Origin of the sequence: Mesorhizobium sp. Root695 (assembly GCF_001428185.1) — a bacterium.
Classification (GTDB): domain Bacteria; phylum Pseudomonadota; class Alphaproteobacteria; order Rhizobiales; family Rhizobiaceae; genus Mesorhizobium.
On record NZ_LMHO01000023.1, the window covers coordinates 123,682 to 138,668 of the forward strand.

The following is a 14,987-nucleotide window of genomic DNA, read 5'->3' on the forward strand; positions in this document are numbered from 1 at the left end:
TCAAGACCATCGGGAAAAATGCCATCTGGGTTTTTCCACTTTATGTCGCTCTTGAGAGGACAGTGTAACATGAGCCGAATGACGCCCTTTTCCAGCCCGCTTCTCCTTGGTTTCGACGCCATGGAAAAGACTCTGGAGCGCTTGGCGAAGTCCGGTGACAGCTACCCTCCCTACAACATCGAACGCCTCAGCGGCGCCGACGGCAAGACCGAAAGGTTGCGCATCACATTGGCGGTTGCCGGTTTCGCCGAAAGCGATCTCGATGTCACCACGGAGGAAAACCAGCTGGTCGTGCGCGGCCGTCAGACCGACGACACCGAGCGCGAATTTCTTCATCGCGGGATCGCCGCGCGCCAGTTCCAGCGCTGTTTCGTGCTGGCCGACGGCATGCGGGTGATCGCGGCGGAGCTGAAGAATGGCCTTTTGTCGATCGACCTCGATCGGCCGGAGTCCGAACGGCTGGTACGGAAAATAAACATATCGGTGAAAGACTGATCTTTACCGATGGCTCTCATGCGGGATGGCCTTGAGCGGCGTCCTCGCGCCAAGGAGGCTTTGAAATGACCAGAACTGAAAATATCACCATGACCAATGGCGAATTCGCCCATCTCGGCGAGGGCTCGGTCGCTTATCTCAGAAAGGTCTCGAGCGACGAATTGCTCGGCCGTTTCCCGAATCTCGGCGAAATTGCTCCCGGCATGGAACTGTGGGCGCTGTTTGCCGCCAATGGCCAGCCGATCCTGCTTTCCGACGCGCGTGACCGCGCTCTGGCCGGCGCCATGGAAAACGACCTGACCACGGTCGCCATTCACTGACAGCAATTTCCGGCTGAAACGGAAAGGGCCGCCCATGGCGGCCCTTGTGGCGGTATCACTCTCAAAATTCAGGCCGCGTGCGAGGCCTGGGTGTCCGACAACAGCGCGTGGATCGCCGCGGCGTCGCGCGTGCCCCTGATCTTGGCCACCGTGTCGGCGTCGCGCAACACCCGTGCGATGCGCGACAGTGCCTTGAGATGATCGGCGCCCGCCCCTTCCGGTGCCAGCAGCAGAAACACCAGATCGACCGGCTGATCGTCCAGCGATTCGAAATCGACAGGCGTCTCTAGCCGGGCGAAAACACCGGCGATGCGCTTCACGCCGGCCAGCTTGCCGTGCGGAATGGCGATGCCATTACCGACGCCGGTCGAGCCCAGCCGCTCACGCTGCAGGATGGTGTCGAACACTTCCCGCTCCGGAATGCCCGAAATCGCAGCTGCCCGTTCGGACAGCAGTTGCAGCAGCTGCTTCTTGGAGTTCGCCTTCAACGCCGGCAATATCGCCGGAACGTTGATAAGATCGCTCAGATCCATGCTTGAAAAATCCCTTGTTCGCCTGCCGTCACCAGTCCTCACCCCTCGTGCGGCCGGCTTTTATCCCCGTGCGACCCTTGTCGTCACGCCCGTGCGACCCTTGTCGTCACGCTTGGGCGACCTTGGTCGTGGACGGGTCGATCCAGCCGATGTTTCCATCGGGCCGGCGATAGACGATGTTGAGATGGTCGTTTCTGGCGTTGCGGAAGACGAAGACCGGGCTGTCCTTGGTGTCGAGCTCGATGACCGCCGACGCCACCGACATGGTTTTCAGCGTCATGGTTGATTCGGCGACGATGGCCGGTGCGAAATTCTCCGGAATGTCCTCGTCGTCATCGGCAAGCGGCGCCATCACCGTATAGGCAATGTCGGTCGGTTCGCCATTGGCGGCGCCCAAATTGTGCGATTTCAGCCGGCGTTTGTAACGCCTCAGGCGGGTCTCCAGACGATCCGCCGCCGCCTCGAAGGCAAGCGTCGGATCCTGGGCATCGCCGGTGGCCTGCAGCGAAGTGCCGGAATCCAGCCGGATCATGCAATCCGCCGAGTAGCGCGAGCCCGATTTGATGACCGTGACGTGTCCGGCAAAGCCGCGATCGAAATATTTGCCAATCGCTTCGCCGACACGATCGTTGATGCGTGTACGAAACGCATCGCCGATATCCATGTGTTTTCCCGATATGCGCAGATTCATCTGAAAACTGACCTTCCTTGCTCAGGCTTCAAACTGGCCCGAGTTTATACTCGTGATCCGTGCGCACAAGCTTTGCGGCGTCACTCGCGCCGATTTTAAATCCGAACTTTCCGGTTGATCACAAGCCGCCCTTTGACCGTCCCGAGGCCAACGTCGTGACGGACCATCCGCATGCAGGCATCTAGCCCTTCTCATGCGGGCGGGCTTCTAGCCACTTCACCGCAGCTTGTCAATGAAGTGCGGCCCTTTGGAAATCGGACCGCCTCAGCGCCTGGCGCTGGCCAGCGCCCGTTTCTCGCGCCGGCGCTGCACCGAGGAGGGAATATTCATGCCTTCCCGGTACTTGGCGACCGTACGCCTGGCAATATCGACGCCACTCTCGCGCAACATGTCGACGATCGCATCGTCGGAAAGCACGTCGACCGGTTTTTCCTCATCGATCAATTGTTTGATGCGATCGCGCACGGCTTCCGAGGAATGCGCATCGCCGCCGCCCGACGCAGCGATTGAGGCGGTGAAGAAGTAACGAAGCTCGAACACGCCGCGCGGTGTCAACATGTATTTGTTCGCGGTGACCCGGCTGACCGTCGATTCGTGCATGCCGATGGCATCGGCCACCGTGCGCAGGTTGAGCGGCTTCAGCTGGCGCACGCCATGGACGAGGAAGGCATCCTGCTGGCGAACGATTTCCGAGGCGACCTTGAGGATGGTCTTCGCCCGCTGGTCGAGGCTTCGCGTCAGCCAGTTGGCGTTCTGCAGGCATTCGGCCAGAAAATCCTTTTCCGCCTGATTCTTCGCCTGCGGCGAGACCTGGGCGAAATAGATATGGTCGACCAAAACGCGCGGCAGCGTTTCGGCGTTGAGTTCGACCGTCCAGCTGCCGTCATTGGCCGCACCCACCTCGACATCGGCGACGATCGCGTCGCTGGCGCCGCCCGAAAACGCCATGCCCGGCCGGGGATCGAGTGCCCGGATCTCGGCCAGCATGTCGAGCAGGTCCTCCTCGTCGACACCGCAGATCCGTTTCAATGCGTGGAAATCACGCCGCCCCAGCAGTTCGAGATTGGCGATCAGCGCTTTCATTGCCGGATCGAGCCGGTCCCGCACGGCAAGCTGCAGCGACAGGCATTCGGCAAGGTCGCGGGCGAACAGGCCGGCCGGCTCGAAAGTCTGGCACGTCGCCAGCACCTTACCCACCGCGGCGGCGTCGGTACCGAGACGAGCGGCGATCTCGGCCATGTCGGCGCGCAAATAGCCGCTCTCGTCGAGGCAGTCGGCGAGGTCGGCGGCGATCAGCCGCGCGGCCGGGTCAGCGAAGGCAAGCGCGACCTGTTCGCCGACATGGTCGCGCAGCGTGATCGCCGCGGCCGCCATGTCGCCGGCGTCAAAACCCTCGGATGAGGAACTCGCGCCGTTTCCGGAAGCCGATTTCCATTGCGCCGTCAGATCTGGACCGAGCCGCTCGCTGGTGCCCGGATCGTCGGGAAACAGGTTTTCCAGCGACGTGTCGAGCTTGTCCGAGATCGCCTCGGCGCTCCACTGCGTCTCGTTTTCGAACCAGTCGCCGTCAGTGGTGGCTTGCGGCTCCGCCTCGATCTTCTGGGCCTGGTCGCCGGTGGCATCGTCCTGCGGTTCGGCGCGCTCCAGCAGCGGGTTGCGCTCGATTTCCTCATCGATGAAATGTTCGAGTTCGACATGGGTGAACTGCAGCAGCCGAATCGACTGCATCAGCTGCGGCGTCATCACCAGCGACTGCGATTGTCGTAGCTGTAGTTTGGCCGCCAACGCCATGGTTCGGTTTCAAACGCCTCGTCTACGCATCCGGCCTTCCGGACAATAATTTTTGCAGCCGGCCATAGAAACTGGCCCGGCTTTTGCTTGTCAAGGCAATTGCTAGCAAAACGCGCTTACCGGAGCGTTATCTCGAAGCAAAATCGAGGAAAATGAGCCTGGCGAACCGCAAAAATCGTGTCAGGAAACAAATTTCACGCTCAAGGCAATTCCAGGAAAAGTCTGTTGCGGTTTTCCGTTCGGAATTGCGGGGAAAAAGACTCAGAGCGTAAAACCCTCGCCGAGGTAAAGCCGCCGCACATCCGGGTTTGCAACCACTTCGTCGGCCCTTCCATGGGTCAGCACCTGGCCGGCATGGATAATGTAGGCGCGGTCGATCAGCCCGAGCGTTTCGCGCACATTGTGATCGGTGATGAGGACCCCGATGCCGCGCGCCGTCAGGTGGCGCACCAATTGCTGGATGTCGGCGACGGCGATCGGATCGATGCCGGCAAAAGGCTCGTCGAGCAGCATGTAGGCCGGACGCGTCGCCAGCGCGCGTGCGATTTCCAGGCGTCGCCGCTCGCCGCCCGAGAGCGACATGGATGGCGCCTTGCGCAGATGGCTGATGTGGAATTCCTCGAGCAGCTCGTCGAGATTGCGCTCGCGCACCTTGCGGTCCTTTTCGACCACCTCCAGCACGGCACGGATATTCTGCTCGACATTGAGGCCGCGAAAAATCGACGCTTCCTGCGGCAGATAGCCGATGCCGAGGCGGGCGCGACGGTACATCGGCATCGACGTGACATCGAAGCCGTCGATCTCGATCGTGCCTTCATCCACCGGCACGAGGCCGGTAACCATGTAGAAACAGGTTGTCTTGCCAGCGCCATTGGGGCCAAGCAATCCTACGGCCTCGCCAGCACGCACGCCGATGGTGACGCCGCTGACAACCTTGCGGCCCTTGTAGCTCTTGGTCAAACCCTTGGCGATCAGGGTTCCCTTGAACTTTCCCGCATCGACGGTCACCGTGGCGGGCGCCGAAATCTTGCCGGCGGCCCGTCCCGGAAGACGCGCCGTCAGCGACGACAGGCTGGCCATCAGGGGTTCGTCGCTCCCGATTTCGGCGGCGGCGTGATCGACATCTGGACACGTTGCCCAGCACATGGATCAACCTGGGCCAGCCCGCTTTTCATCTGCACGGTGAGCTTGCAGCCGACCAGGACGTTGTCGTTCTGCGACAGAACGACCTTTTTGCCCGAAAGCACCAGCACCTGGCTCTTCATATCGAAGCTGCCTTGATCGCCGGTCGCGACCTGCGCATCCGACTTGATGTAAACCTTGTCGGAGATCTCCAGGTGGTCGATGTTGGCCGAGCCGGTCATCGCCGCTGCGCCAGCCGCTTCCGCACCCTTGGCGCCGGCGTTGGGATCCTTGACGTAATAGACCATCATCTTGCCGGCCTTCATCAATGTCGGCCCTTGGACCACGCTGACATTGCCCGTGAAGATGGCGACACTGTCAGCCTGGCGGACCTCCAGCTTGTCACTTTCGATCTGGATCGGCTTGTCGCCGGACAATTTGAGGCCTGATTGGCTGGTTGTCTGTGCCCATGACGGCACAAGTCCGAGCAGCAGCAACGCTGAAGTTGCAGCCGCGAGCCGCGTCGAACTACTGAGCCGCATTGGTTTCTCCGCTGTTTCCCTCTGCCGTCTTCAAGGCGGCGGAATCGATGTTGACGCGCACTTTGTTCTCGAAAACCAGAATCTTGCCATTTTCCTGGACCGACATCGAATCCGCCGTGATCCGCGACCCGCCACGGCTGACATCGACGGGATCTCCCGTCTTCATAGTGCCTTTGCCCATGTCGAGGAAGACCGATTTGAACTTGGCCTGCATGCCGTCGGTTGTGGTGATCGTCACGTCGCTGGTCAGGTTCATCGTATTGCCGTCGCGATCATAGGTGCCGTGCGAGGCCTTGACCGCCGCCACATTGTCGGGCGCGATCGGCACCTTGGCGTCGATGCCTTCCAGTTCGATGATACCTTGCGTGCTGACATCCTGAATGGCGCGCAGCGCCGTCATCGAATAGGGCTGCTTCTGCTTGGTGAAACCGTTGAGCTTGGGATTGGCCATCACCAGCTTGCCGTTGGAAAAGGCGGTGCCTTCCGCCTGTATTTTCACGGAGACGGGGGCGGCCAGGTAGGAGTAGACTGGGAAAGCGATGGCGATCAGGGCCGCAGCCAGCGGCACGGCAAACTTGAGAATGCGCACACGGCGCGAATGACGTTGCGCGCGGTCGAACGCGTCGCCACGCGTCCGGTCGTCCGCCTGGGGGACCAACTCCATCTCGGCGTCGGTCTGTTCAATCGGTCGCGCTAACATTCACTGCTTTCTTCTAAACCCCAGCCACCCACCGGGAGCACCGCCTATAGGTGGGACGCAGGCGCCTTCAAGCAAGCACAAGCCCACGAAAACTGCAAAAATGTGACAGCCGCACTTGTACAGATGAAAACCCGATCCACACAACTGCCCGTTCTTCATAGCAGAAACAGACACGCGGGGTAAAATTTCTCAGCTGTCTGCCTCGCCCGACCTCGCGTTGATTGCGCAAGAACGCGAGGGTAAGAAGTCGGATGCCCGCCTGGCAAGCCTGGTCAATCGTGTATGCAGCGTTGCCGATCACGTCGGCGGGCGCTTTTTCCCTTAGATCCGGTCGGCGTCATGCGACCTTCCGCTGTATGAGACCAACCAGAACGGTGCGCATTCCCGAATACGATAGGCTGCCAATTTTCACTTCCCAATCAGTGTTGCGTTTCCGAGGGTGCTTCGCGTTACGCAACGCTTCGCGGAACGTATTTGGGTCGACACCGACAGTTCGAGCCATATCTTCGGCGGTTGTGTGTTTGGCGATCATGACGTCTCCTATGCCTTTTGCCGGTATATAGGGCGTTTGCACAACTCGGCCAAAGGATTAGGCGTTTCCGCAAATTTCAAAATGAGACACTGCCGGGAAAGAGAACTGCTTCCCGATGGAAGGATCATGGTCTAAAAGCGTCTCCTCTCGCCGACTGAAAGGCTGACCATGGCATTGAGAGCCGACGACCTGATCGACCGCCGCCGCTTGCGGCGCAAGCTGACATTCTGGCGCGTCGTCGCCATAGGCATCGTGGCACTTGGGGTGATCGCGCTTTCAGCCTGGTTCTATGGCGACGATTTCGGCGGCTCGGCGGTCGACCATATCGCCAAGGTCAAGATCGAAGGCACGATCACCGAAGACGAGGAACTGATCAAGCGGCTGGAAACTATCCGCCTGTCGTCGAAGGTGAAAGCCGTGATCCTGTCGATCGATTCGCCTGGCGGCACCACGGTCGGCGGTGAATCGATCTACGAAGAGGTGCGCAAGCTGGCTGCCGACAAGCCGGTGGCGGCGGAAGTCGGCACCCTCGCCGCATCAGCGGGCTATATGATCGCCAGTGCCGCCGATCACATCGTTGCCCGCAAGACTTCGATCGTCGGCTCGATCGGCGTGCTGATCCAGTATCCCGACGTCAGCGGCCTGATGGACAAGCTCGGCGTCAAGCTGGAGGAAGTGAAATCCTCGCCGCTGAAGGCCGCCCCCTCTCCCTTCAAGCCGACCAATGACGACGAGCGCGCAATGGTCCGCAAGCTCATCCTCGACAGCTACGACTGGTTCGTGGGCATCGTTGCCGAGCGCCGCAAGATGACCCGTGAGCAAGCGCTGGCGCTTGCCGACGGCTCGATCTTCACCGGGCGCCAGGGCGTCGCCAACGGACTGATCGACGCCGTCGGGGGCGAGACTGAAGCGATCGACTGGCTGGCGACCAAGGGCGTCGATGCCAAACTCAAGGTCGTCGAATGGAAGGACACCGAACGGGGCGGCGGCTTCCTGTTCTCCAAAGCAATGGCGCAAACAATCGGCAGTGCGCTCGGTCTGCCGGCCTACAGCGGCGACATCATCCATGAACTCGGTGCCGACCGCTTGTTTCTTGACGGTCTCGTTTCCGTCTGGCACCCTTGAGATGCCGTTTGGGGCAAGTGAAAAAAGCAAATAAAATCATCCTCATACTTTTGACCGCACTGCTTTCACGGGGACACGTCTCATGATCAAGTCCGAACTTGTGCAGATTATTGCCACGCGCAATCCGCATCTTTTCCTGCGCGACGTCGAAAACATCGTCGGCGCGATCTTCGATGAAATCACCGACGCCCTTGCCGAAGGCAACCGGGTCGAGTTGCGTGGCTTCGGCGCGTTTTCGGTGAAAAACCGTCCCGCCCGCACTGGCCGCAATCCGCGCACCGGCGAATCCGTCGAGGTCGAGGAGAAGTGGGTGCCGTTCTTCAAGACCGGCAAGGAATTGCGTGAAAGGCTGAACGGCGGCAAGTAGGCGTGGCGTCAGCGCCAGACGGCCTTTCGGACAGGCCAGCTTCCGACAGAAAACATCATGTTCAATCGCTTCATTCTCATCGTGATCTTCGTGCCGCTGGCGATCATCCTGATCGCACTGGCCGTTGCCAACCGCGAACTGGTCGCCTTCACGCTGGATCCGTTCAACCCCGGCAATCCGAAGCTGACGCTGACTTTGCCGCTGTTCATCTTCCTGTTCCTCGCGCTCGCCGTCGGCATGATCGTCGGCAGCCTGGCAACCTGGGTCAAGCAAGGTCGCTACCGCAAACTGGCGCGCCAGCGCGGCGTCGAGGCCGAGAACCTGCGCCAGGCGGTCAGCCGTACGCCGGCGGCACCGCAAAGCCCAATCCAGGGGTCGGCCCAAGGGTCCGCCCAAGGATCGGCATTGCCGAAGCCGACCACTTGAACCGCCGGTCGGTGGTTTTGTCCCCACGGAGTCTTTCATGCTGACCATTTCGGCCGCAGAGGTCGACCATGCGCTGACCTTTCCGGGATTGGTCGAGACGCTGCGCACCGCGTTTCGCGACGGAGCGGTGCAGCCGGTCAGGCACCATCATACGATCGAGCGGCCCGACGGTGCGGCCTCCACCCTGCTTTTGATGCCGGCCTGGACCGATCTCAACGCGGCAGGCACGTCGGCCGGTGGTCACGTCGGCGTCAAGATCGTCACTGTCTCGCCCGACAACAACGCCATCGGCAAGCCTGCGGTGATGGGGCTCTATCTCCTGCTCAATGGCGCCACCGGCGAACCCGAGGCCTTGATTGACGGCCAGCGCCTGACACAGTGGCGCACGGCCTGTGCTTCGGCGCTCGCGGCCTCCTATCTCGCTCGCGACGATGCCTCGCGGCTGCTTGTGGTCGGCGCCGGCGCCCTGTCGCCTTTCCTCGCCAAGGCGCATTCTGCCGTGCGGCCGATCAAGACCATCCGCATCTGGAACCGCACCCCGGCCAATGCCGAGAAGGTCGCGGCCGATCTGCGCGCCGAGGGCTTCGCGGCCAGCGCGGCAATTGATCTCGATGCCGAACTTGGGCAGGCCGATATCGTCTCCTCGGTGACCATCACGACGACGCCGCTGATCAAGGGCGCATTGTTGCGGCCGGGAACCCATGTCGACCTGGTCGGCGGCTTTACGCCTACGATGCGCGAAAGCGATGACGATGCGATCAGGCTCGCCCGCGTCTATGTCGACACCCGCGCCGGCGCCACCAAGGAAGCCGGCGACATCGTCCAGCCGCTGGCTTCCGGCGTGCTGAAGCCGGAAGCCATCGTCGCCGATCTGCACGAATTGGCGCGTGGCCAGAAGAAGGGCCGCGAGAGCACCGGTGAGATCACGCTGTTCAAATCGGTCGGCGCGGCGCTCGAGGATCTTGCCGCGGGCATTGCCGTCTACAAGGCGCTCACGGCGTAGAGCAATTCCAGGAAAAGTGTGAACGGTTTTCCGTCCGGAATTGCGTCAAAACAAAGAGTTAGAGCGGTTCGTCGTTTCCGTGAAACGGTGAACTGCTCTCGTTTACTGTTGCGCGCATTTTGGCGCCCATCGCCTCGGCGATCACACGAAAATCGTGGTCCCCGATTTCGAAAAGGCCAAAGCGAAGCTGATAGCCCCAGTTCGACTTGCCGGCGGTGAAGTGCAGCCTGTCGGCTTGATCGGCGTTTCCTCAGCCTTCGCCCACTCGACATCGCGACGGAACGGCGTGAAGCCACTGCCCATATCACCCTGATAGGGTTCGCCTTCGCGCACCGTGCCGATCGCCGTGAAGGCCTGCAGGCCGTCTTTTTCGCCCAAAATGGTGGTCGGCGAATAGTAGATGATGCCATCGCCGGGCTTGACGCGACGCAGCGGTGCCGTCTTGCCGTGGTTGACCTGCATGAAGCCGGTGGCACGGCCGCGCCGGACATGCTCGGCGGAAGCCACTGCGATCCAGTACGCGCTCATTTTTGTTCCCCATTGGCCTGTTCCCCATCGGACAGCCAGTAGACGCGCAGGCGATGATTGTCGGGATCGAGCGCAACGAAGGTGCGGCCGAAATCCATGTCGGTCGGCGTCTGCAGGATTGTCAGCCCGCGCCCGGACCACTCGGCATGGGTGGCATCGACCGCATCGGGCGTATCAAGCGCAAAGACGATTTCGCCGCCGCCTGCCACGGCAGCCGCCGGCTCGACCGTATGGCGCGACCAGAGGCCGAGCTTGAAGCCCTTGTCGAGAACGAACAGCACGAAGGTCGGCGAACTTTCGACCGGCTCACGGCCGAGCAGCGCACTGTAGAAGGCACCGCTCTGCTGCGGCTGGTCGACATAGAGGATGACGAAATTCGGGGCGGTCATGTCTGCTCTCCAAGGTTCGGTGTTTCGACTTGGCGAACAATAGGATAGGCTGCTGTCAGATTATGGCAGTAGCCGTCACGGACCGCGCGGTTTGTCGAGCGTCGCCCGCCATTCCTTGAGCAGCGCCTGGCGACGGCGCGGATAGCGCGTGTCTGTTGCTTGGAGCCCGGCGATGCGATCGGCGCGAAAATGCCGGAAATCCTGCCGCATCTCGCACCACGCCACCGCCACCCGCACCTTGTCGAAGAAGGCCAGCGCGAACGGCCAGACGGCACGTTCGGACGCAGCGCCGCCGGCATCACGGTATAAAAAGCCGAGCTTGCGCTCATTGCGGATGGCCTGCCGCACCAGACCGAGGTCGATGCCCTCGATGGCCGCCGCGGGAGGGCCGACCAGCAGTGTGCTCGCATCGAGATCCTCGCGCAGATCGTCCGGCAGCACGGCGGCGATCTTGGCCAACGCGTTGGTGGCGGCGGCCGAGAGACGCTGGTCCGGCTGCTTGGCGACCCAGGCGAGCCGAGCACGATGGCTTCGATCTCCTCGTCGCTGAACATCAGCGGCGGCAGCATGAAGCCGGGCTTGAGCACATAACCGAGCCCCGCCTCACCCTCGATCGGCGCACCCTGGCCCTGCAGCGTTGCGATGTCTCGGTAGAGCGTGCGGATCGAAATCCCAAGCTCATCGGCCAGGGCCTGCCCGCTCACCGGCCGGCGATGCCGACGCAAGGACTGGATCAGGTCGAGCAGGCGTTCGGAGCGGGACATCCGGCAGATTTGCCTGTTTCTTTGACATTGGTCCATCGCCGGCCGACATAAACCGGAAAGGCCGACGTGTCGGACTTGGTTGCGAAGCCGGTTGCCCTATGTCAAAAGCGGCCACGCCGCTCGGAGTTGCCCCCGCTTGAAGTCTTTTCGCGACAAACGCCGCGACAACCGTCCGCATCCATCCGCAAAGGGTGCGGCGGACGCGTCACGCCTGCGCACCGGGCCCGTTCCCGCCAGACCTGACGCGCAACCGCACGAGCGGCATGAGGCGAAACCCGACACCCGTTCCGAGCCGAAATCGGCGCCGCGCATCCTGGCCCGCCGCGAAGGCGCCCTGCCCAGCGAGCAGCTTCCCGTGATCCTGGAAGTGTTGCCCAATGCCGATTATGCGCTGCTCGACAGCGGCGCCGGTCAGAAGCTCGAACAATACGGCCCTTATAGGATCGTGCGGCCCGAGGGCCAGGCGATCTGGCAAAAGGCCTTGCCGGCAAAAGAATGGGAGCGCGCCGACGCCATCTTCACCGGCGACACCGACGAGGAAGGCATCGGCCGCTGGCGTTTCCCCAAGACGCCGCTCGGCGAGACCTGGCCGATGAAGCATGATGGCATCGACTATCTCGGCCGTTTCACCTCGTTTCGTCATGTCGGCGTCTTTCCCGAGCAGGCCTCGCACTGGGACCACATGGCCGGGCTGATCGCGACGGCGAAGCGGCCGGTCAAGGTGCTGAATCTGTTCGGCTATACCGGTCTTGCATCGTTGGTGGCGGCCCGCGCCGGCGCCGAGGTCACCCATGTCGATGCCTCGAAGAAAGCGATCGGCTGGGCCCGCGAAAACCAGGAGATGGCTGGCCTCGGCAGCAAGCCGATCCGCTGGATCGTCGACGACGCGGTGAAATTCGCCGAGCGCGAGGAGCGCCGCGGCAGCCGCTATGACATCATCCTGTTCGACCCGCCGGCCTATGGCCGCGGCCCCAAGGGCGAGGTCTGGCAATTGTTCGAGGACCTGCCTGATTTGACCGACCTTTGCCGCGCGATCCTGACGCCGAAGCCGCTCGCCGTGGTGCTGACCGCCTATTCAATCCGCGCCTCCTTCTTCGCCATCCATGCCTTGATGCGCGACACCTTTGCCGGCATGGGCGGCAAAATCGAATCGGGTGAACTGATCATCCGCGAAAAGTCCGCCGGCCGGGCGCTTTCGACCTCATTGTTTTCGCGTTGGGTGGCCTGAATGAACGAGCGGCACCCAAGCGCACCCGGGCAGGTGAAGGAAGTCACCAGCCTCGCCAATCCGCTGGTCAAGGACATCAAGGCACTCGCGCAGAAGAAATTCCGCGACCAGCAGAACGCCTTCATGGCCGAGGGACTGAAGCTGGTCATCGATGCGCTCGATCTCGGCTGGCAGATCAGGACATTGGTTTTCGCCAAGGCCGGGCGCGGCAACGCGGCGGTGGAGAAGGTCGCGGCACGCACGGTTGCCGCCGGCGGCATGGTTCTCGAAGTGTCGGAAAAGGTGCTCGTAGCCATCACCCGTCGCGACAATCCGCAAATGGTGGTCGGCGTCTTTTCGCAAAAATTCCTGGCCTTGAAGGATGTCCGCGCTGACAATGGCGACGTCTGGGTGGCGCTCGACCGGGTGCGCGATCCCGGCAATCTCGGCACCGTCATCCGCACCGTCGATGCCGTCGGCGCCAAGGGCGTCATCCTGGTCGGCGACACCACTGATCCTTTCTCCGTGGAGACGGTGCGCGCCACCATGGGTTCGATCTTTGCCGTGCCGGTGGCCAAGGCGACAACCGAGGCTTTCCTTGCCTGGCGAGGCGGGTTTTCAGGCCTCGTCGCCGGAACCCACCTGAAAGGTGCCGTCGACTACCGCTCGGTCGATTTTTCCCGCGGGCCGGTGCTGCTGATGATGGGCAACGAGCAGCAGGGACTGCCAGAAAGCCTGGCTGCGAGTTGCGACAGGCTGCTCAGGATTCCGCAAGCGGGCCGTGCCGATTCCCTCAATCTGGCCGTTGCCACCGGCATCATGCTGTTCGAGATCCGGCGGGGCGCGCTGAAGCTCGAACCAATCGTGGATCAGCAATGAAGGTTGCCTGCCCGTGAGATCATGGTCTCCCTACGCGCTGCTCGTCGTCGCTGCCATAGCGCTTGACCAGTGGATAAAACACCTGGTCGAGACCGGTCTGCCTTTTCAGGAAAAGCTCGATCTGGTGCCCTTCCTGGCGCTGTTTCGCACCTACAACACCGGCATCGCCTTCTCGATGTTCTCGTCTTTCGGCGACACCGGGCTGATCGTCATTTCGCTTGCGGTCGTTGCGTTCGTGCTGTTCCTGGCGACGCGAATCGCGCCGTCCCAGATCCTTGCCCGCACCGGTTTTGCGCTGATCGTCGGCGGTGCGCTCGGCAATCTGATCGACCGCGCCGTCTACGGCCACGTCATCGACTACATCCTGTTCCACACGGCGGTCTGGTCCTTCGCCGTCTTCAACCTTGCCGACGCCTTCATCTCTGTGGGTGCGGCACTGGTCGTCTTCGATGAACTGTTCGGCTGGCGGCGCGAGACCAGGCCTTCAAACGCCAAGCCTTTCAAAGCCAAGCCTTCCAAAGATTGACCCCGTGCGGCCATCGCCGCACTGTTCATGTCGCCAAACAAGATCGCGGAGAAAGAGATGCCCGAAACCTTCAAAGCCATCCTCGTTTCGCGCGACGCCGAGAAAAAGCAGTCGGTAATCGTGACCGATCTCACCGAAGCCGACTTGATGGAAGGCGATGTCACCGTCGCAGTCGAGGCGACGACGGTGAACTACAAGGATGGCCTGGCGATCACAGGCAAGGCGCCGGTGATCCGCCGCTGGCCGCTGGTGCCGGGCATCGATTTCGCCGGCACCGTCATCTCGTCTTCCAATCCCGACTGGCGCACCGGGGACAAGGTCATTCTGAACGGCTGGGGCGTCGGCGAAACCCATTTCGGCGCCTATGCCGGCCGCGCGCGTGTCAAGGGCGACTGGCTGGTGCCGCTCCCGCAAGGCGTCAGCCCGCATGACGCGATGGCCGTCGGCACCGCAGGCTATACCGCCATGCTCTGCGTCATGGCGCTGGAGCGGCACGGTATCCTGCCCGATCGCGGCCCGGTGGTGGTAACAGGGGCGGCCGGCGGCGTCGGCTCGGTCGCGGTCTCGATCCTGTCCAGCCTCGGCTACCATGTCATCGCGTCCACCGGCCGCAATGCCGAAAGCCCCTATTTGATCAACCTTGGCGCCGCCGAAGTGATATCGCGCGAAGAGCTTGCCCAGCCGGCCAAGCCGCTGGCCAAGGAGCGCTGGGCCGGCGGCGTCGACGCCGTCGGCAGCCACACGCTGGCCAATGTGCTGTCGATGACCTCCTATGGCGGCGCGGTCGCCGCCTGCGGCCTGGCCGGCGGCATGGACCTGCCGACCAGCGTCGCTCCTTTCATCCTGCGTGGCGTCTCATTGCTCGGCATCGATTCGGTGATGGCGCCGAAGGCAGTCCGCCTCGAGGCATGGCGCCGCATCGGCACCGATCTCGATCTGCAGAAGCTCGCCAGCCTGTCCAGGACCATCGGTTTCGACGGCATCATCGATGCCGCGCGCGACATCGTCGACGGCAAGATTCGCGGGCGCGTCGTCGTGGACATGTGA

At 62.2% G+C, this 14,987-nt stretch carries 18 protein-coding genes and 2 pseudogenes; 10 read left to right on the forward strand and 10 right to left on the reverse strand.

Annotated elements, in window-relative coordinates; translation table 11 throughout:
• Positions 1-69: 69 nt before the first annotated feature.
• Both ASD99_RS19605 and ASD99_RS19610 read left to right on the forward strand, forming a co-directional pair.
• On the forward strand, positions 70-495 hold the full coding sequence (locus ASD99_RS19605; RefSeq protein ID WP_023760739.1) for an Hsp20 family protein: 426 nt from the start codon (positions 70-72) through the stop codon (positions 493-495).
• Positions 496-560: 65 nt separating this feature from the next.
• Positions 561-815, forward strand: a complete 255-nt coding sequence (locus tag ASD99_RS19610; RefSeq protein ID WP_023760740.1) for a DUF1150 family protein — start codon at positions 561-563, stop codon at positions 813-815.
• Positions 816-883: 68 nt separating this feature from the next.
• Here the strand turns inward: ASD99_RS19610 and ptsN are convergent, their stop codons facing one another.
• The 7 genes from ptsN to ASD99_RS33530 all read right to left on the reverse strand — a co-directional run bounded on the left by ptsN (position 884) and on the right by ASD99_RS33530 (position 6,726).
• Positions 884-1,348: a PTS IIA-like nitrogen regulatory protein PtsN gene (gene ptsN, locus ASD99_RS19615; protein ID WP_013529589.1), complete on the reverse strand. Its 465-nt coding sequence runs from the start codon at positions 1,346-1,348 to the stop codon at positions 884-886.
• Between the two features lie 106 nt (positions 1,349-1,454).
• Entirely contained in the window at positions 1,455-2,039 is a 585-nt protein-coding gene (gene hpf / locus ASD99_RS19620; RefSeq protein ID WP_056594980.1) for a ribosome hibernation-promoting factor, HPF/YfiA family, read from the reverse strand.
• A 264-nt stretch (positions 2,040-2,303) separates the two neighbouring features.
• Positions 2,304-3,830 carry an RNA polymerase factor sigma-54 gene (gene rpoN, locus ASD99_RS19625; protein WP_057144629.1) on the reverse strand — a complete coding sequence of 509 codons (1,527 nt, stop codon included), beginning with the start codon at positions 3,828-3,830 and terminating at the stop codon, positions 2,304-2,306.
• Between the two features lie 261 nt (positions 3,831-4,091).
• On the reverse strand, positions 4,092-4,910 hold the full coding sequence (gene lptB / locus ASD99_RS19630; RefSeq protein ID WP_056594977.1) for an LPS export ABC transporter ATP-binding protein: 819 nt from the start codon (positions 4,908-4,910) through the stop codon (positions 4,092-4,094).
• Positions 4,910-5,494 (reverse strand): LptA/OstA family protein, encoded by a 585-nt coding sequence (locus tag ASD99_RS19635; protein ID WP_056594976.1) that lies wholly within the window; start codon positions 5,492-5,494, stop codon positions 4,910-4,912. Before ASD99_RS19635 ends, lptB begins: the two co-directional genes overlap by 1 nt.
• Complete coding sequence (lptC, locus tag ASD99_RS19640; RefSeq protein ID WP_056594975.1) at positions 5,481-6,194, reverse strand: LPS export ABC transporter periplasmic protein LptC; 714 nt, start codon at positions 6,192-6,194, stop codon at positions 5,481-5,483. The genes ASD99_RS19635 and lptC overlap by 14 nt, the downstream gene beginning before the upstream one ends.
• A gap of 337 nt (positions 6,195-6,531) precedes the next feature.
• Positions 6,532-6,726, reverse strand: a complete 195-nt coding sequence (locus tag ASD99_RS33530) for a hypothetical protein (RefSeq protein WP_056594974.1) — start codon at positions 6,724-6,726, stop codon at positions 6,532-6,534.
• A gap of 168 nt (positions 6,727-6,894) precedes the next feature.
• Here ASD99_RS33530 and sppA point away from each other — a divergent pair, with 168 nt between their 5' ends.
• From sppA to ASD99_RS19660, 4 genes are all read left to right on the forward strand, one after another.
• A complete protein-coding gene (gene sppA, locus ASD99_RS19645; RefSeq protein ID WP_057144630.1) occupies positions 6,895-7,851 on the forward strand; it encodes a signal peptide peptidase SppA in 957 nt (318 codons plus the stop codon).
• An 82-nt stretch (positions 7,852-7,933) separates the two neighbouring features.
• Positions 7,934-8,218, forward strand: coding sequence for an integration host factor subunit beta (locus ASD99_RS19650; protein WP_006200394.1), 285 nt, complete (start codon positions 7,934-7,936; stop codon positions 8,216-8,218).
• Between the two features lie 57 nt (positions 8,219-8,275).
• Positions 8,276-8,644, forward strand: coding sequence for a hypothetical protein (locus tag ASD99_RS19655; protein WP_057144631.1), 369 nt, complete (start codon positions 8,276-8,278; stop codon positions 8,642-8,644).
• Between the two features lie 37 nt (positions 8,645-8,681).
• Positions 8,682-9,647, forward strand: a complete 966-nt coding sequence (locus ASD99_RS19660; RefSeq protein WP_057144632.1) for an ornithine cyclodeaminase family protein — start codon at positions 8,682-8,684, stop codon at positions 9,645-9,647.
• A gap of 58 nt (positions 9,648-9,705) precedes the next feature.
• On the opposite strand, the pseudogene ASD99_RS19665 reads toward ASD99_RS19660, so the two are convergent.
• The 3 genes and pseudogenes from ASD99_RS19665 to ASD99_RS19675 all read right to left on the reverse strand — a co-directional run bounded on the left by ASD99_RS19665 (position 9,706) and on the right by ASD99_RS19675 (position 11,328).
• A pseudogene (locus ASD99_RS19665) lies at positions 9,706-10,175 on the reverse strand (EVE domain-containing protein).
• Positions 10,172-10,564 (reverse strand): VOC family protein, encoded by a 393-nt coding sequence (locus ASD99_RS19670; protein WP_057144633.1) that lies wholly within the window; start codon positions 10,562-10,564, stop codon positions 10,172-10,174. The pseudogene ASD99_RS19665 and the gene ASD99_RS19670 overlap by 4 nt, the downstream one beginning before the upstream one ends.
• A 75-nt stretch (positions 10,565-10,639) precedes the next feature.
• Positions 10,640-11,328 (reverse strand): annotated as a pseudogene (locus ASD99_RS19675) (helix-turn-helix transcriptional regulator).
• A gap of 136 nt (positions 11,329-11,464) precedes the next feature.
• On the opposite strand from ASD99_RS19675, the gene ASD99_RS19680 reads away from it, so the two are divergent.
• From ASD99_RS19680 to ASD99_RS19695, 4 genes are read left to right on the forward strand one after another with little or no spacing between them, the layout of a single operon-like run.
• Positions 11,465-12,556 (forward strand): class I SAM-dependent rRNA methyltransferase, encoded by a 1,092-nt coding sequence (locus ASD99_RS19680; RefSeq protein ID WP_057144634.1) that lies wholly within the window; start codon positions 11,465-11,467, stop codon positions 12,554-12,556.
• A complete protein-coding gene (locus ASD99_RS19685; RefSeq protein WP_057144635.1) occupies positions 12,557-13,414 on the forward strand; it encodes a TrmH family RNA methyltransferase in 858 nt (285 codons plus the stop codon).
• Positions 13,415-13,427: 13 nt separating this feature from the next.
• Positions 13,428-13,940: a signal peptidase II gene (gene lspA, locus ASD99_RS19690; RefSeq protein WP_056594957.1), complete on the forward strand. Its 513-nt coding sequence runs from the start codon at positions 13,428-13,430 to the stop codon at positions 13,938-13,940.
• Positions 13,941-13,997: 57 nt separating this feature from the next.
• Entirely contained in the window at positions 13,998-14,987 is a 990-nt protein-coding gene (locus ASD99_RS19695) for an MDR family oxidoreductase (RefSeq protein ID WP_056594955.1), read from the forward strand.